Here is a 26,160-nt window from a genome sequence, read left to right as displayed (position 1 = left end):
AATGACTACGAACAACTTAGCAGAAAACACAGCCGTTGAGACTGTTGCCGGCGTGGGAACAGTGGATCTGGCTAAAAGCTCGGTGCGCAGCCTCAACCAGGCCCTGCACGATCAACACGACCAGATGGCTATTACCCAGTGGGAAGTGCTGAACCCGAAAGGCCAGCACAACCTGGCAGTGGGCCTTGATGCCAAGCTCAAGGTCGATATCCGTGGTCATGCCGGTTACTACTGTGCCGGTATGAACAAAGAAGCGGAAGTCACCGTTCACGGTAACACCGGTCAGGGCGTGGCGGAAAACATGATGTCCGGTGTCGTTCGCATCAAGGGCAGTGCCTCTTCAGCGGCCGGTGCCACGGCACATGGTGGCCTGCTGGTCATCGAAGGCGATGCTGGCTCACGTTGCGGTATTTCAATGAAGGGCGCTGACATCGTCGTCAGAGGCAATGTCGGCCATATGAGCTGTTTTATGGCACAGGCCGGCACCCTGGTGGTGTGTGGCGATGCCGGTGAAGCTTTGGGCGACTCGCTGTATGAAGTGCATATCTACGTTAAAGGCTCGGTGAAATCACTGGGTGCGGACTGCATCGAAAAAGAAATGCGTCCGGAACACATCGAAGAGCTGACCGAACTGTTTGAACGCGCCGGTATGGACGACCAGGATCCGAGAGACTTCAAACGTTACGGCTCTGCCAGACAGCTTTACAACTTCAAAGTTGATAACGCTGGTGCTTATTAAACGCTGATTTTCCGAGGAAATAGAAATGAGTGAAAAGAGAAAATACATGACTGTACCGCGCGAGTCAGCGACATTTGACCGCTCGACCATGTCGGAAATCCGTCGTGCCGCTGACACCGGTATTTACGATATCCGCGGCGCCGGTGCCAAACGCAAACTGCCGCATTTTGACGACCTGCTGTTTCTGGGCGCGAGTGTGTCTCGTTACCCGCTGGAAGGCTACCGTGAAAAATGCAATACCTCGGTCACCCTGGGTGATCGTTTTGCCAAAAAACCGATCGAGCTGGATATCCCGATCACTATCGCTGGTATGAGTTTCGGCGCTTTGTCTGCCTATGCCAAAGAAGCCCTGGGCCGTGGCGCCTCGGCAGTCGGAACCTCCACCACCACGGGTGACGGCGGTATGACCGAGGAAGAACGCGGACAGTCGACCAAGCTGGTCTATCAATACCTGCCTTCACGCTACGGCATGAACCCTGATGATTTGCGTAAAGCCGATGCCATCGAAGTGGTACTGGGGCAGGGCGCCAAACCGGGCGGCGGCGGTATGCTGCTGGGTCAGAAAATCACTGACCGTGTTGCCAAAATGCGGACACTGCCTAAAGGCGTTGACCAACGCTCTGCCTGTCGTCATCCGGACTGGACCGGTCCTGACGATCTGGAAGTGAAACTGCGTGAACTGCGTGAAATCACTGACTGGCAGGTGCCTATCTACATCAAAGTCGGCGCGACCCGCACTTACTACGATGTGAAACTGGCGGTCAAAGCCGGTGCCGACGTGATTGTTGTTGACGGCATGCAGGGCGGTACCGCGGCCACCCAGGATGTGTTTATCGAACACGTGGGTATTCCCACCATGGCAGCGATCCCACAAGCGGTTCAGGCGCTGCAGGAAATGGGCATGCACCGCAAGGTTCAGCTGATTGTTTCCGGTGGTATCCGTAACGGTGCCGATGTCGCCAAGTGCATGGCGCTGGGCGCAGATGCTGTGGCTATCGGTACCGCGGCGATGATTGCCCTCGGTGATAACGACCCGAAATGGGAAGAAGAGTATCAGAAGCTGGGCTCTACCGCCGGTTCCTATGATGACTGGCATGAGGGTCGTGACCCTGCCGGTATTTCAACCCAGGATCCGGAGCTGATGAAACGTTTTGATCCGGTGGAAGGGGGCCGTCGTCTGGCCAACTATCTGCGGGTGCTGACGCTGGAAGCGCAAACCCTGGCCCGTGCCTGTGGCAAGAACGACCTGCGCAACCTGGAACCGGAAGATCTGGTGGCCCTGACAGTGGAATCTGCTGCCATGGCCCGCGTACCGCTGGCCGGTACCAGCTGGGTTCCGGGTCAGCATAATTTTTAAACAGCTTTAACGAGCGATCGAAATAAGGGCTGGTACTGCAACGATTAAGCAACTTGAAGATTCTTACCCCGTCATCAAGTGCCTTATTCAGCGTGGTATCAGCCCTTATCTTTTTCATTTTATTTTCTCAGGAGAAACCCGTGTAGCCCCATTAAGCCCGAGAGAGAGGAATAACCATGTCATCTAATTATAAAAATATCACCCACACCCCCAAACTGAAGGACTTATCGACGGTTTGCCCGAAGCTGTTTCAGATCTGGCAAAACCGTGGTGTTGTCCTCACTGGTATCTCAAACCTGGCCGACGAGCCGTTTCCCTAAGTGGCCTGACCACCGCCCCCTGCTGGCGGAGCTTGCTATCGAAAACGCCCTCTCCCTGAGGACGCGATAGCGATCCCTGTCTTACTGTCCGGCCCCGAATAATCCATCCCCAACAACAAACTGGCGCCTGACAGCGGTTAACGAGTCAACTAATGAGGAAGTGCCATGATCCTGTCGACACCCGAGATCCCTGGTGATAAGGCCTGGAGTGGTCACCAGCTATGCCCGGTAAAGGCTGTTCAGCACCGGCTTGCCATTATCGCTTCAATGCGTCATCGGCTGAACAGGCTATCCGTGCTGTGGATAGCCGCCCTGTCTGATTCTTTTGATGTCATTTCTGCGCCCCTGAGCTGGCCATACCAGGATTTATTAATCCGGAGGTGGCGCAGATGAAACGAATCTTATGTGCCATCGATGACTCACCCCTGGCAAAAAAAGCAGTGGATTACGCCATTGACCTGGCTCGTCAGCTCCAATCCGAGCTGACATTTATTCACGTTGTCAGGCCGGGCCCGGATGAGATCTGCCATACCTACTTCTGGGATTCCAGTGTGCTGAAAAAGGCTGAACAGACCCTCCAGCTTGAGCTGCAGGAGGCAATGATGCGTGCCCACCAGCGTGAACTGCACCCGGTGTTCTGTACCACCGTACCCGGAGACAACATTTCCCAGGCGATTCTCGGCTATGCAAGGCGTAATGCCCACGATCTGCTGGTGACAGGGGCGGCGGCTGGCAACGATGACAGCAGAACCATGCTGGGGTCGATCGCCAGCCAGATTATCCAAAGTGCCCATTGTCCGGTGACAGTGGTGCGTTAAGCGCTCAGCAATGAGTTAACCCTGATTTGATCCACCGAACAGATCGCCTTGAAAAGAGGAGGAGCAGTGAATCTATCAATACTTTTTTAACACGGACACGTGGCCGTGTCCGGTCCGTCACTGATTCGCTTTGAGCGGGTTAAGGCGGATTTAAATTCAACAACAAGATAACCATCGTCGATGTGCAAAAAAACAACTGGCGATGGGACAAGAGGAGAAATTTTATGGGTACAGAATTAGGTGGTTTGACCACGATTTTTACCGAGTTTTACTACTGGGTAACGGTGGTGATGATGTTCCTGATACATGTTGGTTTATGCGCTTATGAGGTCGGTGCGACCCGTCGTAAGAATATAAACCAGACGATATCGAGGCACGTGATGACACTCGCTGTAGTCACCATAACCTGGTACTTGTTCTCATGGTGGATGTACTGGGCCTTTAATGCCGGTCCCGGTATCTTCGGGCCTATCATCAGTAACGATTTCGCTGCTGCGGCGCTGCCCTGGGCAGATGCCATGGGGCCGAATCTGGCTGACAATATCAGTGGCGTGTTCTGGGCGGCGTTTTTGCTGTTTTCCTGGACGGCAGCAGCCATTGTCTCCGGTGTGGCGATTGAAAGGGTGCGTACAGGTGCCTTTTTGGTGATTGCGGTGCTGGTAGGGTCGGTGACCTGGGTGATCGATGCTTCCTGGGGCTGGCATGCCGAGGGCTGGATGGTGCAGTTAATGGGCTACCACGATGCTTATGCCTCGGGCGTGATTCACGGTGTGGCCGGTGGTGCCTGTCTGGCACTGGCGATGGTACTGGGCCCGCGCATCGGTAAATTCGGTCCTAATGGCGAAGTACGGGATATCGTCGGTCACAGTCCCTGGTTGTCCTGTTTTGGCCTGCTGATCATTTACGCCGGTTTCTGGGGCTTCTACGCGGCCTGCAATATCCCGATTATCGATATCGGCACTGAGGGTGCCGTGCGCATGGGGACCACCAATATTTACCTGATGCCAACCACGCTGTCGGCGATTACCTTTAACTTCATCATGTCCCTCACTGGTGGTCTGATGGCCGGTTACATGGTGAGCAAGGGCGATCCGTACTGGACTATTTCACTGGGTCTGGCCGGTATTATTGCCGCCTCAGCCGGTAATGATCTCTATCACCCGATGCAGGCACTGTTTATTGGTGCCGTCGCAGCTGTTATTGCCTACAAAATGCATTTCTGGGTCGAACGCCGTTTCAAACTCGACGATCCTGTCGGTGCCGTCGCCGTACATGGTTATGCCGGTACTTTCGGCGTGATCGTGGCAGGCTTCATGTTGTGGGGCTACCCGGCAGCCGCACCTATCGATCTGAGTGGCTGGTGGGTCGACAGCCTGGGCTGGTTTGGTGTGACCGAAGATGGCTATCCGGCGATTAACCCGCTGGGCAACCTGATCGGTGCTTTCATCATGTTTGGTTTGCTGGGCTTTTTGCCGACCTACCTGCTGGCAAAACTGTTCCAGGCTTTCGGTATCCTGCGTGAGCCACGTGAAGTCGAACTGGTGGGCGCGGACACTTATCGCGGTGTCGATATGTATCCCTATTTCGCGCGTGCCGAGTCCGAGTTTGAAGCTGTTGAAAGACAGTATGTCGATAAATAATCTGAGGAGAGAATGCTATGTCTACAGGTATTAGTTCATGGTCCAACCCGGACGCGATTACCGCGATCTATCCCTTTGTCGGCAGTGAGGTATTACTGACCGTTGCGGGTGTCGCTTTCTGGATCTGGTGGCATATAAAACAGATCCAGGATGAAAACCGCGAACTGGCCGAGGCTGCGGCTGCCCATCAGACGGCAGGGGTCAAGAAAGTCATGGAAAGCCAGCGGGTAACGCCGGTGTTAGTGACAGATAAGACCTGATTTCAATCAACGCGGTATGATCGCACTAAAAAGCCCGGCCACTGGCCGGGCTTTTTTTATGTCTGTTGCATTTTTCTGTCTCGGGCAGGGAAATACTTGCCACTCACACAGAACAGCGCATTTACCCCCTTTGGAGTACTCACTCAAGAGAATTACCAACGCTGTCACAAAGGACTAAGTTCGAATTCAGACTTTATCTGAAGTCGTTGAGCTGGAGATCGTACATGATTTTCAGACCTTGAAATCAAGCAATCAGTTCCGGCAGTTGCTGCTGGATTTAAAGGTGGAGAGTGACAATGAGTGATAACAACCTGAATAGTTCGGGCAGCTCAGCGCATGATCATGAATCCCTTGAGCGTTCCATTGACTGGAAGCAGGGGTTGGCGATCGCGTCCGGGGTGCCATTATTGATTCTGCCCTCGCTGGGTTACTTCCCGATGTGGGTCGCGGCGGCAGCCATTATCATCTGGGGTTTATCCGTTCTGCAGGGCTTTATGCAAAACCTGGCCTATGCGGAAATGGCGACAACTTTTCCCAAGGCATCGGGTTTGCCCGGGTTTGCCCAGCATGTATTTACAAGTGACAACTACCAGGGAAAGTATGACAAAGGTAAGTTGATTGGTGGTTTCAGTGCCTGGAGTTACTGGTTTGCCTGGAATCCGGTCTTAGCTATCTTTGCCATACTGGTGGGCAGCTACCTGCAGGGCCTGTTCCCCGGCTTGGGTGAGATCTTTACCGAGTATCAATTGTCATTGCTGTCAGGTGTGGTGATTTTCACCGGCCTGATTGTGATCAACTACTTCGGTCTCAAAGACGGTGCGGTGCTGGGTTACATCCTGGCGGCGGTATCAATAGTTCCACTGGTGGTGATGACCGCAGCCCCATTCGCCAGCGGCTCAGTGGATCTGAGCAATATCACCTCCAACTGGCTGCCAAGCGACTGGTCATGGGATTTACATCATATATTGATCCTGTTCGGGCTGTTTGCGATAGCGCAGTGGAGTGCCTGTGCCTGGGAAACCGCAGCGATCTATGGTCCCGAGTACAAAAAACCAGGTAAAGACGTGCCTAAGGCACTGTTTGTCTGCGGTGCTATCTGTCTGCTGACTTTTGTACTGGTTCAGGCTGCAGTTATCGGTGTGCTGGGCGTGGAAGGCGTTCTCGCTGAACCCCTGTCTCCAATGATTCCAGTGGCGCAGGCCGCCTTTGGTGAAGCCGGTTCGGTGATGACTATCATCATGCTGATCGCTGCGATGATCCTGATTATCCAGACGGCTTATCTGGGTTCTGCCCGTGCCATGCACTCGATGGCGACTGAAGGCAACCTGCCTCACGTTTTGAGCAAAGTGAACAACCAGGGCACACCGGTACTGGCCATGGTCGTGATCGGTCTGTTCAACCTGGTACTGATCTCCATGGGCACCCCGGCGGCGATTCTGGCGGCGTCAGCGATTGGCTACACCTGTGCTAACGGCATCAGCCTGTTCGCCTACGTAAAAGCCAAGAAAGATGCCCGCTTTGCCAACCTCGACAGACCGTTTAAAGCGCCTGTGGGCTGGAAGAATGTGGCCATGCTGTTCGGCCTGTTCAATATCCCACTGTGCCTGATCGGTGTGATTTATCTGAACAGCCTGGAAGTGGGTTGGTTCTCAACCTGGGTGGGCTTCATCGTGCTGGGTATGTACCTGCCAATCTGGCTCTATACCCAGTTTGAAACCCGGCAGAAAGCGACTTCTGTAAGCGCTGTTGCCAGTAAATGATAACGACATAACCCCAGGGGGCGGTATTCTCCGCCCCCAGTTTATATTTATCACCACGAAGAAGGAAAAATCATGAAAACAAGCTTAACTTTAATGATGGCCGGCGGTCTGATGATGTCAGCCTCGGCAATGGCCTGGGAAAGCCAGGACGGCCAGCATAGCACCAGTGCCAGTGTGGCTTTGTCCTCTGAATATGTATGGCGGGGTATTTCACAATCTGATGAAGATCCGGCTATCTCGGGCAGCTTCGACTACGGCCACAGCAGCGGCTTTTATGCCGGCGCCTGGGCGTCTAATGTCGATTACGGTGACGATGCCAGCAGCGAAATTGATATCTATGCCGGTTTTGCCAGTGAGTTTGGTGATTCAGGCATTGGCTATGACGTCGGCGTACTGCGTTATATGTTCCCCGGCGAAGACTACAACTTCAATGAAGTCTATGGCTCCTTAAGCTACAGCATCTTCTCTGTCGGCGTAGCCCATTCCAGCGATGCATTAGGTAGCGGTGAAGACGGTACCTATTATTCACTCGATGCCGGTTACGACTTGCCTATGGGCTTCTCGTTGGCTGGTGGTGTGGGTTATTACGACCTGGATGATGATGCCTTCGCTGAAGACGGCTACAACAATTATTATGTTGGCGTCTCCAAAGAATTTGCCGGCTTCGGTTTTGATATTACCTACACAGATACCGACGGTGATGCTGAAGATATCTTCGGCGATGATCTGTCAGACGGCCGCTTTATTTTCAGTATCTCTAAGTCTCTGTAAAGCGCCGCACTGAGACGCATGAGGATAAGCAGCCAGACTATAACCTAGGTAGTAATACTTCTTCGGAATTGTTGCCAGGGTTAGCGTCTCGGATAATGACACTGAAGCTGCTGGTTATTGTTAACAGATTCAGCTTCTTCATGGTTATCCTCTAACCTGTTCTCTCGTTGGGACTTTAAGGGGGTGACTGTCTGCGACAGCACCCCCTTCTTTTTTGGCATCACCATGAATCGTGGCAGGCTCACCCTTTTATTTTATTGGCAACTAACCCCTAGGTAGTAAGCCTTCTTTGGAATTGTTGCCGTGCCGGCCCCCTTAGATAATGAATCCGAAGCTGATTTTGATGAACAGATGTTCAGCTTCTTCATGGTTATCCTGTAACCGTTCTCTTGTTGGAACGTTGAGGGTGAACTGCCACAGTAGCCTTTGTTTTGCATGGCATGTGGCACAGGCAGTGTGCAGTTCACCTTCCTTTTTTGATAACCGGCGAATTTTGACTGCAAAGTCCATAAGATAAGGATTAGCGCTATGAACCTGCCGCTTACCGCCAGTCTCGAAGATGTTCAGAACACCCCTGACCAGCGCCGTCTGGCGATCGATCAGGTGGGCATCAAATCCTTACGTTACCCGATATTTTTCCAAAGCAATGACAGTAGCCCCATCCGCGTAGTGGCTGATTTTAATATGTACGTGCACCTGCCGCATCATGTTAAAGGCACCCATATGTCACGCTTTGTGGAGCTGCTGGAACGCCCCGAACAGGTGTTTTCCGTTGCCGATATGAAAGATTTTATGCAGGCCATGCTGGAACGGCTGGAGGCCGAAAGCGGCCATGTCACCATGCGCTTTCCGTTTTTCCTGGAAAAAGCCGCGCCGGTGTCCGGCGTCAGCAGCATGATGGACTATGACGTCAGCCTCAGGGCAGAACTGGGCGAGCAGTTTGCCCTCACCGTTAAAGTCGAGATCCCGGTCACCAGCCTGTGTCCCTGTTCCAAAAAGATCTCTGATTATGGCGCCCACAATCAGCGCTCCCTGGTCACGGTGGAAGTCGAAGTCGATGACAGCCTGACCCTGGATCAGTTAATTCAACTGGTGGAAAAGCAGGCTTCAAGCGAGCTTTACGGTTTGCTTAAACGGCCTGATGAAAAGTTCGTCACCGAATATGCCTATGACAACCCCAAGTTTGTCGAAGACCTGGTGCGCGATATTGCTGGTGCTCTGGACAAGGCCGAAGCAATCGGCGGCTTCAGAGTGGAGTGTGAGAACTTTGAGTCGATCCACAATCACTCTGCCTACGCCCTGATCGACCGCTTGTAAGGAGGCTGTGATGAGTCATTCAGCGATTCCATTGGCATCCAGGTCCACAAAAACTTCGATTTCACCGATCGAAGACATTATTGACGCTATCCGCCAGGGCAAGATGGTGGTATTGATGGATGATGAAGACCGGGAAAATGAGGGCGACTTAATCATGGCCGCCGATGCGGTGGATGCCGATGCCATTAACTTTATGGCCATGCATGGTCGCGGCCTGATTTGTCTGACCCTGACCGAAGCGCGCTGCCGCCAGCTCGAACTGCCATTAATGGTGGGTCATAACGGTACCAGCCTGGGTACCAACTTTACCGTGTCGATCGAGGCGGCGGATGGTGTCACCACCGGTATATCCACCGCCGACCGGGCCCGTACCGTACAAGCTGCAGTAGCGAAACAGGCCAAACCCGCTGATATTGTCAGCCCCGGTCACGTGTTCCCGCTGATGGCACAGAATGCCGGTGTACTGAGCCGGGCCGGACATACCGAAGCCGGTTGTGATCTGGCGGCCCTGGCCGGCCGTGAACCGGCCTCAGTGATATGCGAAATCATGAATGATGACGGCAGCATGGCCAGACTGCCTGACCTGCTGACATTTGCCCGGCAGCACCAATTAAAAGTAGGTACCATTGCGGACTTGATCGCTTATCGCCATCAGCATGAACAGGTGGTTGTACGCCGGTCTCAGCGCAGTCTGACAACGATATTCGGTGAGTTTGAGTTGTATCATTACCTTGATATCAACAGTGGTGAAAGCCACCAGGCGCTGGTGTTTGGCGAGATAGACAGTAGCCAGGATACGCTTGTGCGGGTGCATGCACCGTTTAATGGCCTCGACCTGCTGGACAGTGACCGCCGCGGGCACAGCTGGAGTGTGGTGGAGGCAATGCAGGCGATACGCGCTGCGGGCCATGGTGTATTGCTACTGATGCATGATGATGGTGTTGGCGAGTCAATGGATAGCGATACGGTCAAACTTAAGCATTACGGCATCGGTGCCCAGATCCTGCGTGACTTGGGCGTCACTGAGATGACGCTGCTGACACGGCCGCGGCAATTGCCGGCGATGACGGGTTTTGGTCTGACGGTCAATCGTTTCTTATTGCCGGATCAGATCGATCAAGCCGGGATTGCCAGCGCTTGATACCCTTTTCTTAAGCTGCAGGGACGACCCTGGTCACAGCTAAACTCACGGGACGACCCGAAAGGATAGAAAATGGCCTGGATGATTCTGTTAATTGCCGGCTTGCTGGAAGTGGCCTGGGCAGTGGGACTCAAATACAGTGATGGTTTATCCAAACCCATACCGACGGTAGCGACCGTGGTAACACTGCTGCTCAGTTTCTGGCTGTTGGGGCTTGCCATGCGTGATCTGCCGGTAGGCACGGCTTATGGTGTCTGGGTGGGGATCGGTGCGGTGGGTACCGTGATTCTGGGGATCATGTTGTTTGATGAAGCCACCAATCCAAGCCGGCTTATCAGCATCGGCTTTATTATTATCGGCATTATTGGTCTCAAGCTCAGCACCGCAGAAGCCTGATCCCGGCAGCATGCTTGTGAACAGGGCAGGGAGTCAGGTAACTTGGCCTTATCTCTGCTTGATGGGCCGCCAGTGAGTCAACAAGATATTACGATACCGTTCCAGCCGCGGCGCCAGGTTCGTACCCTGCATCGGGATATCGACTGGCGGGGCGCGTTCTGGATTGCCACCGGCGTGCCGGTGCTGGTGTTGTTCTCAATGGGCGCGATTTCATCCACGGTGGGTAATGCCGCCTGGCTGGTGTGGATGGTGTCTATTGGCTTTGGTTTCCTGCAGGCATTTACCTATGCCGAAATTGCCGGCCTGTTTCCACACAAAGCAGGCGGGGTGTCGGTATTTGGCGCCGTGGCCTGGGTCCGTTACAGCAAGCTGATAGCGCCAGTCTCCATCTGGTGTCACTGGTGGGCCTGGTCACCGGTACTGGCGATAGGTTCAGGGCTGGCCGCAGGTTATATGCTCAATGCCCTGTTTGCCCCCGAGGCGGCGATCAACAACTGGCAACTGACATTGCTGGATCTGGGCTTGCTTAAAGACGGTCTGACACTGCGGATCGATGCCACCTTTATTGTTGGCGCCACGGTCTTATTACTGGTCTTTGCCATTCAAAACGGCGGCATATTACGCTCGGCCCGGACCATGATGATCCTGGCGCTCACCGCTTTGCTGCCTTTGCTGTTAATCGCCCTGGTGCCTTTGCTGACCGGTGACCTGCCGCAGTCACACTTTTACCCGCTCAAGCCGCTGGCTTATAACAATATGGGAGAAATCGTGGCCGGCGAGTGGAATCTGCAGGGCTGGGTATTACTGGCCGGCGGTCTGTTTATTGCCGGTTGGTCGGCCTATGCCTTTGAGACGGCGGCTTGTTATACCCGTGAATTCAAACATCCCGGCCGCGATAGTGGCAAGGCTATTTTCTATGCCGGCCTGTTGTGCCTGGCGGTGTATATGATTGTGCCGGCGGCGTTCCAGGGCTACCTGGGGCAGGGGGAAATGATTCAACCGGCGCAGATCGACAACCTGGGCCGGATTGTGGAGCCAGCGCAGTACAGCGGCATGTTGTCGGAAGATATCTACAGCGGGGTGGGAATTGCTGACGTGCTGGCGGCCATGGCCGGTAATATCGGCTTTATCGCCAACCTGATCGTGGTGATGCTGGTGCTGGCGATGCTGCTGGCGATCATGACGGCGATGTCGGGGTCATCCCGCACCTTGTACCAGGGCGCGGTTGATGGCCTGCTGCCTCGGTTCCTGGCTCATGTTAACGAGGACGGGGCGCCGACCCATGCAATGTGGGCCAACCTGGTGCTTAACCTGGTGCTGCTGATGATGTCGGATTATGTGTTTGTGCTGGCAGCCTCCAATGTCGGCTACATGATCTTCAACTTTCTGAACCTGAATGCCGGCTGGATCCACCGGATGGATAGGGGCAACTGGCAAAGACCGTTCCGGGCCCCCACACCTTTATTAGTGATTGGAACGCTGTTGGCTTTCGTTAACCTGGCGATTATGGGCATGGGCGCCAATGTCTGGGGCGAGGGTGCCTTGCTCAGTGGTTTGTTTATGGCAGCGCTGAGTATCCCGATATTTTTATGGCGTCACTACGTCACTGATAAAGGCCAGTTCCCGACGGTGATGCAGGATGATATGAAACTCGATGGGGTATCCAAAGGCAACGCCGGCATCCTGCCCTACCTGGCTGTGCTGCTGGGCGCCGTCACGGTGTATGTGGCAAACGTTCTGGTGGCCAGTGTCTAGAACAGATAAAACCGTGCTCTGAAGCCGGATTTTTACTCCCAAGGGAGTACGCCATCAAGAGAATTTTTTCACCCTGCTAATTGCGCTAATTTTGCTCTTAACACACCTGCTAATAAAACGGAGCCAGTGTTATGAGCAACTCAACTCAAACCCTTAACGAAACAGACCCTGCTGTTACCCGTAACTCGGTATTGAATGATCGACATCGCGAGCTTGGTTCCAAGCTGGATGATGTGATTTGGGGCATGCCCATTCCCCAGCATTACCACACCGATCCCCATGATGAAGTGGTCGCGGTCAGAACCCGTGCCGGTCTTTATGATGTCTCGGCGTTGAACATTGTTAACGTGAGCGGACCGGCAGCGCTGAAAGTGCTGGATCAACTGGTGGCGATTGATGTCACCGAACTGGAACCCGGCACCTCACGCCTTGCTGCTGAGGTCAATGAAGAAGGCGCGCTGGTCGATGACATCATGCTGATTTGTGATGCCAAGGATCAGTATCGCATTTCCCACGGTGGCGGCTGCACCCAGCAGACGCTGGCAAAACTGGCCGAAGGTCAGGACGTGGTGGTTGAACAGGATCATGATGTTCACATTCTGTCCCTGCAGGGACCGCGTTCAGTCGATGTGCTGGATCCGGAAGTGGATGTGGCGCTGGCCGGTCTGCCGTATTTCAAACATGTTGAAACCACGCTGTTCGGTCGTGATGTGATTATCGCCCGTGGCGGTTATTCCGGTGAACGGGGTTACGAAGTCTATTGCAAAGCCGACGATGCCGTTCATCTTTGGGACAGCATCCTGGAAAAAGGTCACCCTTACGGCGTGATTCCAGCCTCCTGGGACTCGCTGGATCTGACCCGTGTGGAAGCCGCGCTGCTGTTCTATCCCTTTGATATGCCGGAAGGCGATACCACCCCGTGGGAAGTCAATATGCACTGGTGTATCGATCAGAACAAGAAAGGCGATTACATCGGTAAAGATGCGCTGCTCAAACTCAAGGGCCGTGAGCGCTTTAAGCAAGCCGGCCTGGTGTGTCAAAGCAGTGAAGCAATGCCGGAAGGCGCCAAGATCATCAAAGACGGTAAGGAAATTGGTGTGGTCACCAGCGCCAGTTACAGCCGTTACCTGATGCAGTCACTGGCGATGGTCCACATCAAAGCCGAATTTTCGCCTCTGGGCACCCAGGTAGTGGTTGCCGGCGACACTCCGGTCAAAGCCACCGTGGTCAAAACCCCGTTCTACGATCCGATGCGTCTGCGTACTCATCCCGAGCAATAGCCTAACCCAGCCTGCGATGCCACAGGGAGGTGGCCGGGCATCAAGATGAGGAATCAACAATGGAAAGAGGATATTGGATTCGAAGCAAGCCCCTGTATGACTCGCTGGTCTGGAAACAAAAAGCGACCGGTCATGTGGTCATTGCCCAGGGCGAGGGCGGTATAGCCGTGCTCAAGTTATTCCAGCAGATGTGCCCGCGTGAGCCAATCACCTTGTTGTTTGCCGATGATGCCTCTACGTCAAAAAACTACGCCGACATCATTCACACCCTGGTGCCGGAGGGCGTTCAGATTTGCGACTCGGAACAGGCTGTGCTCGACAAGCTGCAGGCCCAGTTACCCAATTACCTGATGGGGACTCAGTTCTACGTGGCCGGCAGTGAAGCCTTTATATGGGATGTACTCGCTGAACTGAAAGTCTATGGCGTTCAGGACATCAATGTTGAGAAAGAACTCAGCGGCACGTTGGCCCGCTCGGTTTACTGCGTTCACTGCAAAACCACCGACCGCGATGTGCATCACAGCATTCACCAGTGCAGCGGCTGTGGTCGCCACCTGTTCGTCCGTGATCATTTCTCACGCCGGCTGGGCGCGTATATGGGCGTCATGGTCGATGCCGAAGAACCCGGCAACATCCCGGCTAAAGAGGAGATTTACCCATGAGTATTCTGGATGTCAAAGTCGCCGATGTCGAACAAGTGACTGAGGTGGTCAAGCATTTTACCCTGGTCCAGGAAAATGGTGAGCCTCTGCCGCATTTTTCCGGTGGCAGTCACGTTGTGGTCTCAATGAACATCAATGGCCGCATTCACCGTAACCCTTATTCGCTGATGGGCTCGACCGCCAATACCGACAGCTACCATATTTCCGTGCGTAAGCAGGAAAATTCGCGTGGCGGTTCCAAGTTCATGCATGAACAGGTGAAACCCGGCACCCGTTTGCAGATCACCTATCCGGTGAACCTGTTTGCGATTTCCAAGCTGGGTCACCGTCATATCCTGATTGCCGGTGGTATTGGTATCACCCCGTTCATGTCGCAGATTGCAGACCTGAACCGGCTTGGCTATGACTATGAACTGCATTATGCCTACCGCTCACCCGAGCACGGAGCATTCCGTGAGCAACTCGAGGAAATGTGCGGCAAGCGCGTGCATTTTTATATCGACAGTAAAGGCGAGCGGCTGGATATTCCGGCATTGCTGAAACAACAGCCACTGGGTACGCATGTCTACACCTGCGGGCCGGAGCCGATGGTGAAGGCGCTGCATCTGCATGCTGAGAACCTGGGCTGGCCGGAGAACCATGTTCACAGTGAAGAGTTCACCGCACCACCTGTGGGTGACGAATTTACCGTGGAACTGGCACAGAGCGGCATCGAAGTGACCGTACCCGGCGATATGAGCATGCTGGAAGCGATGGAAGAGGCCGGTGCCGAACCGCCGTTCCTGTGTCGTGGTGGCGCCTGTGGCCGCTGCGAACTGGAAGTGGTGTCCTGTGACGGTCTGATTATGCACAACGACCATTACCTGTCTGACCATGAAAAGGCTGAGGGCAGGAGCATTATGCCGTGTGTATCACGCGCCAAGTGCTCGAAACTGGTGGTTAACCTTTGAGGAATGAAGCGATGAATATGGCATTTAAACAAGAAACCTTTCGCGACGATTACACTTACCACAACTCAGCGGAAGCGATTCGCCGCTTTCCGTTCCCGTTTGCTGAAGATGAGTACATGTACAGCGTCAATATCGAGCAGCACAATGGCGGCGAACCCGGTTCGGTGTTCGAACACGCCATCGATGTTGACGAACATTATGTTGCTGAATGTGAAGACCGGCGCATCGTGCTGGAAGATGACCCGAATCGCTATATCGCACTGCCGCATATGATGGACGCGCAGTGGGATATGGTCGAACTGGTGATGGAGTCGCTGTCACGCGATTACCCGGACCTGTTCCAACTGACCCGCGACGGTGATAACTGGCACTGGATTAACCAACCACTGGGCATCGACCAGAAGTTTGTGTTCGGCGACGAAGCCACGCTGCCCATGCAGCCCTGCGAATACATTACCCGTCAGGTTCAGGGAGACTGGATCATTCTGGACCAGCGCGATGATGACTTGTTCGCTGATTTGGGCATGGTCACCAGTCAGGCCGACTGGTCGATGGCTTTTGATGCCGGCATGTCATTTAAGGAATGGCACGGCCCGGTGCCGCAGGCCAATGAGTTGGGCATTTTCGACCGCGCTCTTAAATACCTGCTGCACTTGCAATATGGCAGCCCGGTGCGTCGTTTGAACTGGACCATGACCATCAACCCAAGGCTGGATACCTCACCGGAGAATTATCCTTTCTGGGGACCGGACAATGTGTCAGTCACGCCTGACAATGTCGGTGACAAAGTGCATCTGCGGGTGGAGTTGCAGGCCCTGTTCCGCCTGCCACGCAGTAACGCCATTGCCTTTAGTGTTCGCGGTTACCTGGCCAGTATCAATGATCTGACCACCTATCCACGCTGGGCCAAGCGCCTGCACCGCGTATTGACTAACCTGCACCCGGACTTGTCCGAGTACAAAGGGCTGGATAATTACCGGCAGATGGTCATTGATCATCTGGCACCGATGGATGATGGCGAGGAGCTGGCATTAGGCACTCAGCCGGAATAAGCCCAGTTCTGCAACGAGCCCGGTCAGCTTAGCTGTCCGGGCTTTTATGTGCCTGTTGTCAGCATATCGCTAAAGCCCTGCTGTAACAGGCTGTGATCATCACACTGCAAGTCGATGATCACGCCTTCCAGCGACAACAGCTCATCGGAGCCGGAGAACACGCCGCGGCCCTGCTCAAACACCCACTTGGTCTTACCGGTTCGGGTGATCAGGCGGTAAACCATCTGGAAACATTGCTGCTTAGCCAATTGGCGCTGCACGTATTCCCAGGAGGGTAGCTGATCGTCGGGGTGCACCAGGCTTAAATAAGAGGTGCTGGGTGTTCTGACCATTTCATAGGGCTGGTACTCAGTGACTTCAAGACAGCCGTTACTGACATATTCCAGTGACCAGTTGCGATCGTTTTTACAGCGATACACCATCGCCGGAATCCGCGACATGATCATCTCGGTGTAGGTGCGGGCATTGGCCTTGAGTCCGGCTGATGCCTGTTTCATACGGCTGATATCGGTGAGGGTGCCGATAACGCTGCTGCGTTCGCCCTTGAGGCTGGTGGTGGTTGTAGCGCGCATTTCGCACCACTGCGACATGCCGTTTTTAGCAATCAGGCGGACTTCAAACTGGGTTTGCTGGCGTTTGCCCTGGCTCAGCCGCTGCAACCGTGCTTCGGCCAGCGGCAGGTCTTCAGGGTGGATAAAGTCAAACAGGGCGTGGTTCAGGGTCTCGTCGCTGCTGTAATCAAGCAGTCGCTGCCAGGCCTGGTTGACGAAGATCAGATTCAGATCGACATCGACCTGGAATACCAACTGGTCGATGCGATCCAAAACCAGTTGATACTGCGAGGGTTCAACCTCGTTGTCAGCGTCAGGCCGCGGGGCGGTCAGTGAAAACTGCAGCAGGCTCATATCGGGTTGCTGGCCGCGGTCGAGCGGTGACAATGACATATGAACGGGGATTGTCGTACCATCAACGTAGAGCATACGCAGCGCCAAAGTACGGTTGCTGTCGGAGTCGGGCTTGCTGAGAAAGTGGTTGAGTTCATCATGGTTGCTGGGATGCACCAGGTTGGTAATCGGCATGTCGCTGATTAACTCCTGCATGCCAGACAGGCCCAGCTCTTTAAGGAAGGCATTGTTGGCAAACTTGATATTAAAGCCATCTACCACCGCGGCTGGCGACGACAGTTTGCTGGAGATGTCCTGGCCCCAGGCGACGCTGTCGAGCTTGTTTGGTGTTTGTAATTGCAGGCGGCGCTGGAGGCGGGGATAGACACTGACCACCATAAAGGCGCTGACCGCGGCGGCAAATATCGTCACCAGTGCAGAGAGATGGACTTTGAACGGGGCAGAACTGTCCCACCAGAAACCGAATATCAGGATAAAAATGGTACTGAGCATTACCATGGAAAATAAAATCAAACTCATCAGCGAGCCTCGGACTTGTTGTCTGTTGCTTCGGTAAACTGCCGCCAATGACCGGACGCATGAAAAAAATCTCGGCCTGGCTGAACCACATCAGCCAGCACACCCTTTACGCCAAACTACTGCTGCTGTTGGGGTGCATGCTGATGACTGTGTTGTTAATGCAGGCAAGCAGTTTCTTCTTGCTTGATTATATCCCTTCCAGCCAGGCAGCCATAGACAAAGTCAACACCCAGAAAGTCTACTGGCACCGGCAGTTATCCTTTATCAACGCCATCAGCCTGGAAGAGGCGGATGAGACACTGACGGAAATGCAGCGAAACTACCTGAGGGTGGACGATCCCGACGTAGTGTGGATGCTCAGACAGGATGATGCCGAGATCCATGACGCGGTGCGCCAGCTGGAAAAATTGCAGACTAGTTTCAGCCAGGTCGCCGGCTATAACATGCGTCTGACCGCACAGTTGCGCATGGCAGAACGGATTGCCGAAGCCTATGACACCCTTAACAAGGCGCTGAAACGCGATGCCGAGATCAAACAGGCGGTGATCGGGCTATTACAATCGATCAGTCTGCTGTTTGTGGTGAGCTGTGTGCTGGTAATTGCGATAGCCGCCCGTCGGCTGTTGGTTGACCGCATTGATAACACCCTGCGCTTTATCAGTCAGAAGGTTCGCACTGATGACAAGCGCGATGGTGCTGACGAGTTTGCCCTGGTAGAGAACCGCGTGGCCGAGCTGACGGCGCAGTTGCAGAGCGCTGACGCTGAAGTTAACTGGGCTAACCGTACCAGCGAACACGTTAAAACCCTGGTTCGGGCGCAGGATTTCCTGCTGCGTTTTATCGAAAGCGCCAGTGAAGATGTGATGAGCGAGCGCATGCTGCTCAAAATGCTTTACGGGCTGGAACGCACCTTCAACTTTAATAATGCCGCGCTGATCTATACCGATGATGCCGCCGTGATCACCACTAAGCGGGTGATTTTTTCGCATCACAAACCCAACACGCTCAATGACGCCCAGTTTAATGAGTTGATGTCTTCCGGCGTGCTTAACTTTGATGAGGTCAGTAACGAGTTTCAGCTGGTCAGTTGCCTGGCTGTGTCTTTTTCCGGTGCCAGTAATGGCATCGGCATATTGCTGGTGGAAATGGAGCGTGGCCGCTTGCTCGACGATTCCGAGATCAAGATCCTGGAAATCACCGCCCATTTACTGGCCATGGTCGCCAAGTATCAAAGCCACGATGAAGAAGGAAGGCGGCTGGCGGTGCTGGAAGAACGCTCGGCCATTGCCCGTGAGCTGCATGACTCACTGGCACAGTCTTTATCGTTTATGAAGATCCAGGTGGCGCGGCTGCAATCCGCCTCATTAAACCGGGTTAAAGTCGCCGATAGCAATATCAGTCAGAAAGATGATGAAAAGCTGGCTGCTGTCATCAGTGAGCTGCGCGAAGGCCTGGATAACGCTTACCGTGAGCTGCGCGAGTTGTTGACGACCTTCCGCGTGCATATGGATCTGCGAGGGCTGGGCTATGCGATTCAGGCTGCTATCGACGAGTTTTCCCAGCGCTCGGATATCAATATCAACCTCGATAATCGCCTGGTGAACTGCCGGCTGACAGTAAACGAAGAATTCCACATGCTGCACGTGGTGCGTGAGGCTTTATCCAATATTGTGCGTCACTCCGGTGCCGGCAACGTGAATATTTTGATGCACAAGCAGCGTAGTGGCGCGATAGAACTATTGATTGATGATGACGGCGTGGGTTTGACCCCGGCCTCTCCAACCTACGACCACCACGGTCAGGCGATTATGAAAGAACGGGCTTATAATCTGGGGGGAGAGGTTGAAGTCATGAACCGTCGTTACGGTGGGACCCGTGTCAGCCTGGTGTTTATGCCCAAGCTGGCGCAGTAAAAGAGAGAGAAACATGAGCGAAACCATAAGAGTCATGCTGATAGACGATCACCCGCTGTTTCGAAAAGGGGTGGGTCAGATTATTTCCGATGATCCGGCGTTCGAGGTAGTGGGGGAGGCGGCCTCTGGCCTTGAAGGCCTGGAACTGGAGCCGGAGCTGCAACCCGATATTATCCTGCTGGATTTGAACATGAAGGGGATGGACGGGCTGGAAACCCTGCGCCGCTTCAAGCAAAACGAGTGCAAGGCGCATATCGTGGTTTTGACCGTGTCCGATGCCGAGGATGATCTGCTGGAAGCGCTGCGCTCCGGCGCTGACGGTTACCTGCTCAAGGACATGGAGCCGGAAGAGCTGCGTGCCAATCTGTTAAAGGCCTATGGCGGTGTCACAGTGCTGCAGGAATGTCTGAACGAAGTGCTGAAAAAAGCCGTGCTCGAGCCGGAATCCAAAACCAGTGATAACGTTCATCTGACTGAGCGTGAGACTGAAATCCTGGAATGTCTGGCAGAAGGCATGAACAATAAGAATATTGCCCGCAGGCTGGGGATCAGCGACACCACGGTCAAGGTGCATATCAAGAATCTATTGCGTAAGTTGAATCTCACCAGCCGGCTGGAAGCCGCGGTCTGGCGTCATCAGCAGAAGTCACGGGGCTGATCAGCCCGGAAAGGAACAGAGAAAACGGGGTAACGAACTTAAGACGTTACCCCGTTTGGCTGCCTAGATAGGCTGACGCTGTCCGGTAAAGAAACCGACGCCGCGTGACGGGGTTTCAAACACGATGGTTTCGCCGTCACCAAAATAAAAAACATCACCAGGCTTGGCATGAACCTTGTAGCCTGATTCATCACTGATCACGAATTCGCCATCGACAATGACTTTCATTTCTTCGTAGTCATAGGTGTAAACCAGCGGCTTATCCGTTTTATTCAGGTGGAAAAAACCGGCACACAGGGTTTTATCTTTGCTATCTGAAACAAAGGTATCGCCCAGTGTGGCGTCGACACCATCAATACCCATTGAAGGCTGCGGGTCAGAAATTGCGTTCTGTTTGTATTTCATTGTCTACCTCATTGTTGTCGTGAATGACACCCGCATTAAATCCTGCTGCCAATAGCGCGACAATTCTCAAGAAGGCTTACTCTGAAAGGGGTAGAAAAGCGAATTTTAACGGCAGTATTATTTTATAAAACAGATGCTTATAAGATAGCTAAAAACCGTGCTGTCATCAGCAACGCTGATCTGTTTATGATGAAATCAGAACTATTTGACCCATTGCGGCTGCCCCGGCTTTTTATTGCCGGACTGATTAAGGAGCTTTTCATGAGCAAATCTACTCACCCGGCTACGCAGATGATTCATGTCGGAGCGGTGCCTGATGCGAGTTCGGCGGCGGTGGCACCGCTCTATGACAGCACTACTTTCAGCTTTGATAGCACCGCCGATCTGCTGGATGTGGTGGAGGGCAGAACAGAGGCGGCTTTCTATACCCGCTACGGAATGAACCCCACTATTCAATCTCTGGAACAGCGGCTGGCTGCGCTGGATAAGGCTGACAAAGCACTGGCCTATGCTTCAGGTATGGCTGCCATATCGAGCCTGTGCCTGGCTTTTGGTCGTGGCGGTATTATTTGCATGGGTGAGATTTATGGCGGCACCACTGGTTTTTTAAACCAGGCTGCGCAGCTTGGCATTGAAACCCGCTTCATTGCCTCAAAAGACAAAGTAGCGCTGGAACAGGGGCTGTCCGAAGGCGCCTCACTGGTTTTATTTGAAACTCCGGCAAACCCCACTCTCAGCGTGACAGATATCGCCGAGGTTGCTGAGCTGGCTCACCAATTTGATGCCTTAGTGGCGGTGGATAATACCTTCGCCACGCCGATTAACCAGTTACCGCTGCAATTGGGCGCTGATCTGGCAGTGCAGAGTGCGACCAAGTATCTGGGCGGGCACAGTGATTTGACTGCAGGTGTGGTCACTGGCGACGGGGCGTTAATCACCAGCCTCAATCCGTGGCGAAGCAGTCTGGGCCAGACCATTGCCCCGGAGACGGCACATAAACTTAAGCGCAGCCTGATTACCTTGCCACTTCGTGTAGCCCAGCATAATCAAAATGCGCTGACCGTGGCGGAGTTCCTGCAGCAGCATGCCAGTGTCGATCAGGTTTTTTATCCCGGCCTGATAACGGATCCCGGTCATCCACTCGCAAAAAAACAAATGAGCGGCTTTGGCGGCATGCTCAGCTTTACTGTCAAAGGTGGCGGTCACAAAGCACGCCAGATGATTGACGGGCTGACGTTGATTAAACGGGCACCCAGCCTGGGTGGCGCCGAGTCGCTGGCGACTCAGCCGGTTTTTACCTCACACCATGGACTGCCGGAAGCCTTACTGAAAAAAGCCGGCATTTCGGCTTCAATGATTCGGCTGTCTGTGGGGCTGGAGCAGAGCGATGATTTAATTGAAGATTTGCAGCAGGCGCTCTCCAACGTCGCTCTCCACCGTTAGTTAAAAATCGTGTCTGAATCGCGGGCAAATTTCCTGTCTGAATCTGGTGTATAGTCATTGATTAGGTACTGACATCAAAATAATAAAAACCTAATAAAATCAGATAACAACAGGAGAGAGATCATGGCCAGTGTTATGAAAACCAGCCATCACGGGGGCTGTCCGCATGACTGTCCCGACACCTGCTCAATGGTGTTTGAAGTTGAAAATGGCAAACTGACAGCGGTTCGCGGTAACCGTGAACACCCGATGACGCGCGGCGGCCTCTGCGTCAAGCTCAAAGATTACGAAAAACGTCACTATCATCCCGATCGATTATTGCACCCTATGCGCCGCACTGGCCCTAAAGGCAGCGGTCAGTTCGAGCAGATTAGCTGGGATGAAGCGCTGGATGAAATCACCACACGCTGGAAAGCCATCATTGACGAATACGGACCACAGGCGATTATTCCCTACAGCTACCTGGGTCATCAGGGACTGGTGCATGGTCTGAATGGCGGCGATGCCTTCTTTAATAAGATGGGCGCGACCGTTTGTGAACGTACTTTCTGCGGCGAAGGTTCTTGTACCGCGTGGCTGCTCACCGTCGGCCCAACGGCCGGTGTCGACCCAGAGAGCTATATCCATTCAAAGTACATTGTTATCTGGGGCTGTAACTCGGTCAGCACCAATCTGCACCATTGGCATATCGTCAAGGAAGCTCAGAAGAAGGGTGCCAAGGTGGTAGTGATTGATCCTTACCGTTCCCGCACCGCCAAGGAAGCCGACTGGCATATTGCGCCTAAACCCGGTACAGATGGCGCATTAGCCATGGCGATGATGCACGTGATTATCGAAGAAGGCCTGCAGGATCAGGATTATGTCGATAATTACACCGAAGGTTTTGCCGATCTGGCAGAAAGAGTGAAATCCCGCCCCCCGGAATGGGCCGCCGAGATCACTGGCCTCGATGCCGATCTGATTCGTCAGTTTGCCCGTGAATATGCGACCAGTCAGCCATCCGCGATTCGCCTGGGTGTGGCGCTGGAACGTAACTATGGGGGTGGTCAGGCAATCCGCGCCGTGACTTGCCTGCCGGCCCTGACCGGTGCCTGGCGTCATGTGGGTGGCGGCGCCACACAATTCCCGGTCTGGGAGCACCCTTACAAGTTTGATGTTATCAGTCGTCCGGATCTGATTCCGGAAGGCACACGGGTGATTAACGCCATTCAGATTGGTCGGGCCCTAAACGGCGAGATGGATCTGGATGTGCCGATTAAATCGATGATGTGCTGGAATGCCAATCCGGTGACCCAGGCGGCCGAAACCGACAAGATTGTTGAAGGCTTGATGCGCGAAGACCTGTTTATGGTATCTGCTGAACACTTCCTCTCCGATACCGCGTCTTATGCCGATATCGTATTACCGGCCTCAATGGGCGCCGAGATGGAAGATATGATCCTGTCATGGGGGCACTTGTATCTGACCTATAACGAAAAATGCGTTGAGTCGCCCGGTGAAGCCTTGCCCAATAATGAGATCTTCCGTCGTCTGGCTGCGAAAATGGGCTACCAGGAAGACAACTTCAAATGGTCTGACAGCGAATGTCTGGAAAATTATGTCGACTGGGATGCGCCAGCCTGTGAAGGCATTGATCTCGCGTATCTGCGTGAGCATGGTTTTGCCAAGCTCAATGTCGGCACCAAGGATGACCGCGCGCCGCATAAAGCCGGCAATTTCCCGACCCCAACCGGTAAATGTCACTTTATGGTGGAAGGCGCGACCAACTTTGTGGCGCCCCCATTCCGGCAAATGTACGAAGGCTTCCAACCGGGTGAGCCCATCGACAGTCTGCCGGATTATGTGGCATCACGGGAAACGCCGGAGAGCAATCCGGAACTCGCACAAAAATATCCCCTCAATATCATCTCACCCAAAAGTCACGGCTTTCTCAATTCCTGTTACGCCAATATCGAGGACAAGATCCAGGGGCAGGGTGAGCAGTTTGTGATGATTAATGCCGTTGATGCTGACCGCCGTAATATTCAGAGCGGCGATCAGGTGCGGGTGTTTAATGACCGGGGTGGTTTTGAAGGCCGCGCGCAGATCACGGATGATGTCAGTGCCGGTATTGTTGTGGCCTCTCTGGGCTATTGGCGTCAACTTAACAAAGGCACGGTCAACTGCGTCAGTTCCGCCGAATTTGTCGATATGGGCCATGCTCCGACCTTCACAGATAACCTGGTGCAGGTCAGCCTGGCCCACTAATCAACCTCGACCCTCAGTGCTGCACTGCAGCGCTGAAGGTCGTCATCTGTTCAATTCATAGAGGAGAAACATGAAGTCGCTGTTAATGCTGTTTATTTCAATGAGTTTAATGGTGTCGTCCCACGCCAATGCTGCTGAAAGCAAAGTCGCGGTGCTGGATATGGAATTGCTCAACCTGACCATGGCATTGAAAGATCCACAGAAAAACGCCGAGATTGCTGAAAACGACCAGCGCAATGTGGCTTTAACAGAAAGCCTGGTGCGTGAGGGGTTTGCCAAACGCGAGCAGTATCAGCTGGTGGAGATCAGCGATGCAGCCCACGCAGAGGCCGATGAGTCGGTGGGCTTTCTGTTTGACCGCCCCGATGCCGCTGCCAGCTTGGGCCAGGATTTCGGTGCTGATTATATTGTGGTCGGGCGCTACCACAAACCCACCTACCTGTTTTCCTACATCATGTTGCGCGTCGTTGATGTTAACAGTGGTGAACTGGTGGAAGAGTTCAAAACCGAAGTGAAAGGCCGTCCGCAGGAGACTATTCCCAGAAACATCGAGAATGTGATGGTCGATATTGATAACAGGCTGTCGCAACATTGATAACAGGCTGTCGCAACGCTGACAAAGGCCGGGCGTATGACCATGCTATCCGGGCAAGCTGACACCGTACTGTATTTTGCCTACGGCTCGAATATGTCGAGCAGGCGCTTGCAGGCAAGAGTGCCCTCGGCAACACTGGTCAGCCGGGCCAGCCTGCATGGTCATCAACTGCGCTTTCACAAACACAGCCTTGATGACCACTCTGCCAAATGTGATGCCTACCGAACCGGTGAGCCCGATGACAGGGTGCTGGGTGTATTGTTTGAATTTGAACAGGCCGAGCTGGCGCACCTCGACCGTTGCGAGGGAAAGGGCTATAAAGTTGTCCATGTTGAAGTGGAAACCGAAGACGGTGAGCTTGTCCGGGCACTGTCTTATGCTGCAGTCCTGATTAAGCCTGAACTCAGGCCCTATCCCTGGTATAAACAACATGTGCTCAACGGTGCCCGTGAACACGCATTGCCGGCTGATTATATCGCCATGATTGAAGCTGAACCTACGCAGCAGGATCATGATGAGGCTCGTGCCGAGCGTGAGCTGGCGTTATACCGCTGACAAGCTGATAAAAGCTGTTTGGCAAATTTGCTGCATGTTAAGCTTACTGGCAATCAGAACTCGATGACAGGCTTATGCAAAACGTATTCAAACTGGATGCCCTGGCCAATGCGCCACTGAAAACTGACCCGTATCCTTACTTTACGGTCGACCAGGCTATTGATGGCGATAAAATTAGCGATATTATCCGGGCATTTCCGGCTATCAATGACGGCGGCAGCTACAATATTGATGACGTCGAAATGCAGCCGGACTTCCGTTCGCTGATTGATTCTATCGACACCCCGGCGTTTCGCCGCATTATCTGTGATAAGTTTGATGTTGAGGTCATGGATCTGCCGATGATGATTACTTTGCGTGGGTATTCCCGCAAAAAAGACGGCCGCATCCATACTGATTCCAAAACCAAGATTGCTACCATCCTGATTTACTTCAACGAAACATGGCCGGCAGACAGCGGCAGATTGCGCGTGCTGCGTGGTGAGCAGGATATGAATGATTATGTTGAGGAAATCACACCGGGGCCCGGCAGCCTGATGGCATTCAAAGTGACGGATAATTGCTGGCATGGTTACCCCAGTTTTGAAGGCAAACGCCAGTCGATTCAGATCAATTTCCTCACCAGCGAAGCAGCCGGGAATAAGCATCGCTTTTTTCACCGACTCAGTGCCAGACTCAAGTCCCTGTTCAAATAAGCCAAAT

The 26,160-nt window shown here is 53.5% G+C and carries 26 protein-coding genes; 24 read left to right on the top strand and 2 right to left on the bottom strand.

Going from position 1 to position 26,160, the window contains the following annotated elements:
• The first annotated feature begins 1 nt into the window (after position 1).
• From Q0X64_RS09115 to Q0X64_RS09035, 17 genes are all read left to right on the top strand, one after another.
• Positions 2–739 carry a protein glxC gene (locus Q0X64_RS09115; protein WP_297811681.1) on the top strand — a complete coding sequence of 246 codons (738 nt, stop codon included), beginning with the start codon at positions 2–4 and terminating at the stop codon, positions 737–739.
• Positions 740–764: 25 nt separating this feature from the next.
• Positions 765–2,096 carry an FMN-binding glutamate synthase family protein gene (locus tag Q0X64_RS09110; protein ID WP_297811678.1) on the top strand — a complete coding sequence of 444 codons (1,332 nt, stop codon included), beginning with the start codon at positions 765–767 and terminating at the stop codon, positions 2,094–2,096.
• A 176-nt stretch (positions 2,097–2,272) separates the two neighbouring features.
• The gene (locus tag Q0X64_RS09105; protein ID WP_297811675.1) at positions 2,273–2,416 is read left to right on the top strand and encodes a hypothetical protein; all 144 of its coding nucleotides are present in this window, start codon (positions 2,273–2,275) and stop codon (positions 2,414–2,416) included.
• Positions 2,417–2,581: 165 nt separating this feature from the next.
• The gene (locus Q0X64_RS09100; RefSeq protein ID WP_297811673.1) at positions 2,582–2,809 is read left to right on the top strand and encodes a hypothetical protein; all 228 of its coding nucleotides are present in this window, start codon (positions 2,582–2,584) and stop codon (positions 2,807–2,809) included.
• Positions 2,806–3,234 carry a universal stress protein gene (locus Q0X64_RS09095; protein ID WP_297811670.1) on the top strand — a complete coding sequence of 143 codons (429 nt, stop codon included), beginning with the start codon at positions 2,806–2,808 and terminating at the stop codon, positions 3,232–3,234. Before Q0X64_RS09100 ends, Q0X64_RS09095 begins: the two co-directional genes overlap by 4 nt.
• Before the next feature lie 224 nt (positions 3,235–3,458).
• Entirely contained in the window at positions 3,459–4,874 is a 1,416-nt protein-coding gene (locus tag Q0X64_RS09090) for an ammonium transporter (protein WP_297811668.1), read from the top strand.
• Between the two features lie 17 nt (positions 4,875–4,891).
• Positions 4,892–5,134 (top strand): hypothetical protein, encoded by a 243-nt coding sequence (locus Q0X64_RS09085; protein ID WP_297811665.1) that lies wholly within the window; start codon positions 4,892–4,894, stop codon positions 5,132–5,134.
• Between the two features lie 296 nt (positions 5,135–5,430).
• On the top strand, positions 5,431–6,894 hold the full coding sequence (locus Q0X64_RS09080; RefSeq protein WP_297811662.1) for an APC family permease: 1,464 nt from the start codon (positions 5,431–5,433) through the stop codon (positions 6,892–6,894).
• A gap of 72 nt (positions 6,895–6,966) precedes the next feature.
• Entirely contained in the window at positions 6,967–7,665 is a 699-nt protein-coding gene (locus Q0X64_RS09075; RefSeq protein WP_297811659.1) for a TorF family putative porin, read from the top strand.
• Positions 7,666–8,193: 528 nt separating this feature from the next.
• Positions 8,194–8,982 (top strand): GTP cyclohydrolase FolE2, encoded by a 789-nt coding sequence (gene folE2 / locus Q0X64_RS09070; protein ID WP_297811656.1) that lies wholly within the window; start codon positions 8,194–8,196, stop codon positions 8,980–8,982.
• 10 nt (positions 8,983–8,992) lie between these two features.
• Entirely contained in the window at positions 8,993–10,123 is a 1,131-nt protein-coding gene (gene ribBA / locus Q0X64_RS09065; protein ID WP_297811653.1) for a bifunctional 3,4-dihydroxy-2-butanone-4-phosphate synthase/GTP cyclohydrolase II, read from the top strand.
• A gap of 72 nt (positions 10,124–10,195) precedes the next feature.
• The gene (sugE, locus tag Q0X64_RS09060) at positions 10,196–10,519 is read left to right on the top strand and encodes a quaternary ammonium compound efflux SMR transporter SugE (protein WP_297811650.1); all 324 of its coding nucleotides are present in this window, start codon (positions 10,196–10,198) and stop codon (positions 10,517–10,519) included.
• 72 nt (positions 10,520–10,591) lie between these two features.
• A complete protein-coding gene (locus Q0X64_RS09055; protein ID WP_297811647.1) occupies positions 10,592–12,274 on the top strand; it encodes an APC family permease in 1,683 nt (560 codons plus the stop codon).
• A 131-nt stretch (positions 12,275–12,405) separates the two neighbouring features.
• Positions 12,406–13,554 (top strand): aminomethyltransferase family protein, encoded by a 1,149-nt coding sequence (locus Q0X64_RS09050; RefSeq protein WP_297811644.1) that lies wholly within the window; start codon positions 12,406–12,408, stop codon positions 13,552–13,554.
• Positions 13,555–13,613: 59 nt separating this feature from the next.
• Complete coding sequence (locus Q0X64_RS09045) at positions 13,614–14,216, top strand: dimethylamine monooxygenase subunit DmmA family protein (RefSeq protein ID WP_297811642.1); 603 nt, start codon at positions 13,614–13,616, stop codon at positions 14,214–14,216.
• Complete coding sequence (locus tag Q0X64_RS09040; RefSeq protein ID WP_297811639.1) at positions 14,213–15,166, top strand: PDR/VanB family oxidoreductase; 954 nt, start codon at positions 14,213–14,215, stop codon at positions 15,164–15,166. The genes Q0X64_RS09045 and Q0X64_RS09040 overlap by 4 nt, the downstream gene beginning before the upstream one ends.
• Positions 15,167–15,177: 11 nt before the next feature.
• The gene (locus Q0X64_RS09035) at positions 15,178–16,218 is read left to right on the top strand and encodes a DUF3445 domain-containing protein (RefSeq protein ID WP_297811636.1); all 1,041 of its coding nucleotides are present in this window, start codon (positions 15,178–15,180) and stop codon (positions 16,216–16,218) included.
• 44 nt (positions 16,219–16,262) lie between these two features.
• On the opposite strand, the gene Q0X64_RS09030 is transcribed toward Q0X64_RS09035, so the two are convergent.
• Positions 16,263–17,642, bottom strand: a complete 1,380-nt coding sequence (locus Q0X64_RS09030; RefSeq protein ID WP_297811633.1) for a PAS domain-containing protein — start codon at positions 17,640–17,642, stop codon at positions 16,263–16,265.
• A gap of 59 nt (positions 17,643–17,701) precedes the next feature.
• On the opposite strand from Q0X64_RS09030, the gene Q0X64_RS09025 reads away from it, so the two are divergent.
• Together Q0X64_RS09025 and narL are read left to right on the top strand one after the other, a co-directional pair.
• Entirely contained in the window at positions 17,702–19,555 is a 1,854-nt protein-coding gene (locus Q0X64_RS09025) for a histidine kinase (protein ID WP_297811630.1), read from the top strand.
• Positions 19,556–19,568: 13 nt separating this feature from the next.
• Positions 19,569–20,213: a two-component system response regulator NarL gene (gene narL, locus Q0X64_RS09020; protein WP_297811627.1), complete on the top strand. Its 645-nt coding sequence runs from the start codon at positions 19,569–19,571 to the stop codon at positions 20,211–20,213.
• A 63-nt stretch (positions 20,214–20,276) separates the two neighbouring features.
• Here the strand turns inward: narL and Q0X64_RS09015 are convergent, their stop codons facing one another.
• Entirely contained in the window at positions 20,277–20,618 is a 342-nt protein-coding gene (locus tag Q0X64_RS09015; RefSeq protein WP_297811624.1) for a cupin domain-containing protein, read from the bottom strand.
• Between the two features lie 261 nt (positions 20,619–20,879).
• On the opposite strand from Q0X64_RS09015, the gene Q0X64_RS09010 reads away from it, so the two are divergent.
• The 5 genes from Q0X64_RS09010 to Q0X64_RS08990 all read left to right on the top strand — a co-directional run bounded on the left by Q0X64_RS09010 (position 20,880) and on the right by Q0X64_RS08990 (position 26,153).
• Positions 20,880–22,061 (top strand): aminotransferase class I/II-fold pyridoxal phosphate-dependent enzyme, encoded by a 1,182-nt coding sequence (locus tag Q0X64_RS09010; protein ID WP_297811621.1) that lies wholly within the window; start codon positions 20,880–20,882, stop codon positions 22,059–22,061.
• A 123-nt stretch (positions 22,062–22,184) separates the two neighbouring features.
• Positions 22,185–24,308 (top strand): molybdopterin oxidoreductase family protein, encoded by a 2,124-nt coding sequence (locus Q0X64_RS09005; RefSeq protein ID WP_297811619.1) that lies wholly within the window; start codon positions 22,185–22,187, stop codon positions 24,306–24,308.
• Between the two features lie 70 nt (positions 24,309–24,378).
• Positions 24,379–24,903, top strand: a complete 525-nt coding sequence (locus tag Q0X64_RS09000; RefSeq protein WP_297811616.1) for a DUF2380 domain-containing protein — start codon at positions 24,379–24,381, stop codon at positions 24,901–24,903.
• Positions 24,904–24,939: 36 nt separating this feature from the next.
• The gene (locus Q0X64_RS08995) at positions 24,940–25,458 is read left to right on the top strand and encodes a gamma-glutamylcyclotransferase family protein (protein WP_297811613.1); all 519 of its coding nucleotides are present in this window, start codon (positions 24,940–24,942) and stop codon (positions 25,456–25,458) included.
• 74 nt (positions 25,459–25,532) lie between these two features.
• Complete coding sequence (locus Q0X64_RS08990; RefSeq protein ID WP_297811610.1) at positions 25,533–26,153, top strand: 2OG-Fe(II) oxygenase; 621 nt, start codon at positions 25,533–25,535, stop codon at positions 26,151–26,153.
• Positions 26,154–26,160: the final 7 nt, after the last annotated feature.

Source organism: uncultured Methylophaga sp., from assembly GCF_947259025.1.
Taxonomy (GTDB): Bacteria; Pseudomonadota; Gammaproteobacteria; order Nitrosococcales; family Methylophagaceae; genus Methylophaga.
Note: the sequence above shows the minus strand (reverse complement) of the source record. Positions and strands in the feature narration are given on the sequence as shown.

Excerpts from the sequence above, each read along its gene's own strand:
- Q0X64_RS09045 (WP_297811642.1), top strand. The coding sequence starts at position 13,614 with ATGGAAAGAGGATATTGGATTCGAAGCAAGCCCCTGTATGACTCGCTG.
- Q0X64_RS09095 (WP_297811670.1), top strand. The coding sequence starts at position 2,806 with ATGAAACGAATCTTATGTGCCATCGATGACTCACCCCTGGCAAAAAAA.
- Q0X64_RS09030 (WP_297811633.1), bottom strand. The coding sequence starts at position 17,642 with ATGAGTTTGATTTTATTTTCCATGGTAATGCTCAGTACCATTTTTATC.
- ribBA (WP_297811653.1), top strand. The coding sequence starts at position 8,993 with ATGAGTCATTCAGCGATTCCATTGGCATCCAGGTCCACAAAAACTTCG.
- Q0X64_RS09110 (WP_297811678.1), top strand. The coding sequence starts at position 765 with ATGAGTGAAAAGAGAAAATACATGACTGTACCGCGCGAGTCAGCGACA.
- sugE (WP_297811650.1), top strand. The coding sequence starts at position 10,196 with ATGGCCTGGATGATTCTGTTAATTGCCGGCTTGCTGGAAGTGGCCTGG.
- Q0X64_RS09080 (WP_297811662.1), top strand. The coding sequence starts at position 5,431 with ATGAGTGATAACAACCTGAATAGTTCGGGCAGCTCAGCGCATGATCAT.
- Q0X64_RS09105 (WP_297811675.1), top strand. The coding sequence starts at position 2,273 with ATGTCATCTAATTATAAAAATATCACCCACACCCCCAAACTGAAGGAC.
- Q0X64_RS09090 (WP_297811668.1), top strand. The coding sequence starts at position 3,459 with ATGGGTACAGAATTAGGTGGTTTGACCACGATTTTTACCGAGTTTTAC.
- Q0X64_RS09075 (WP_297811659.1), top strand. The coding sequence starts at position 6,967 with ATGAAAACAAGCTTAACTTTAATGATGGCCGGCGGTCTGATGATGTCA.
- Q0X64_RS09015 (WP_297811624.1), bottom strand. The coding sequence starts at position 20,618 with ATGAAATACAAACAGAACGCAATTTCTGACCCGCAGCCTTCAATGGGT.
- Q0X64_RS08995 (WP_297811613.1), top strand. The coding sequence starts at position 24,940 with ATGACCATGCTATCCGGGCAAGCTGACACCGTACTGTATTTTGCCTAC.
- Q0X64_RS09100 (WP_297811673.1), top strand. The coding sequence starts at position 2,582 with ATGATCCTGTCGACACCCGAGATCCCTGGTGATAAGGCCTGGAGTGGT.
- Q0X64_RS09040 (WP_297811639.1), top strand. The coding sequence starts at position 14,213 with ATGAGTATTCTGGATGTCAAAGTCGCCGATGTCGAACAAGTGACTGAG.
- narL (WP_297811627.1), top strand. The coding sequence starts at position 19,569 with ATGAGCGAAACCATAAGAGTCATGCTGATAGACGATCACCCGCTGTTT.
- Q0X64_RS09000 (WP_297811616.1), top strand. The coding sequence starts at position 24,379 with ATGAAGTCGCTGTTAATGCTGTTTATTTCAATGAGTTTAATGGTGTCG.
- Q0X64_RS09005 (WP_297811619.1), top strand. The coding sequence starts at position 22,185 with ATGGCCAGTGTTATGAAAACCAGCCATCACGGGGGCTGTCCGCATGAC.
- Q0X64_RS09115 (WP_297811681.1), top strand. The coding sequence starts at position 2 with ATGACTACGAACAACTTAGCAGAAAACACAGCCGTTGAGACTGTTGCC.
- Q0X64_RS09035 (WP_297811636.1), top strand. The coding sequence starts at position 15,178 with ATGAATATGGCATTTAAACAAGAAACCTTTCGCGACGATTACACTTAC.
- Q0X64_RS09025 (WP_297811630.1), top strand. The coding sequence starts at position 17,702 with ATGAAAAAAATCTCGGCCTGGCTGAACCACATCAGCCAGCACACCCTT.
- Q0X64_RS08990 (WP_297811610.1), top strand. The coding sequence starts at position 25,533 with ATGCAAAACGTATTCAAACTGGATGCCCTGGCCAATGCGCCACTGAAA.
- folE2 (WP_297811656.1), top strand. The coding sequence starts at position 8,194 with ATGAACCTGCCGCTTACCGCCAGTCTCGAAGATGTTCAGAACACCCCT.
- Q0X64_RS09010 (WP_297811621.1), top strand. The coding sequence starts at position 20,880 with ATGAGCAAATCTACTCACCCGGCTACGCAGATGATTCATGTCGGAGCG.
- Q0X64_RS09085 (WP_297811665.1), top strand. The coding sequence starts at position 4,892 with ATGTCTACAGGTATTAGTTCATGGTCCAACCCGGACGCGATTACCGCG.
- Q0X64_RS09050 (WP_297811644.1), top strand. The coding sequence starts at position 12,406 with ATGAGCAACTCAACTCAAACCCTTAACGAAACAGACCCTGCTGTTACC.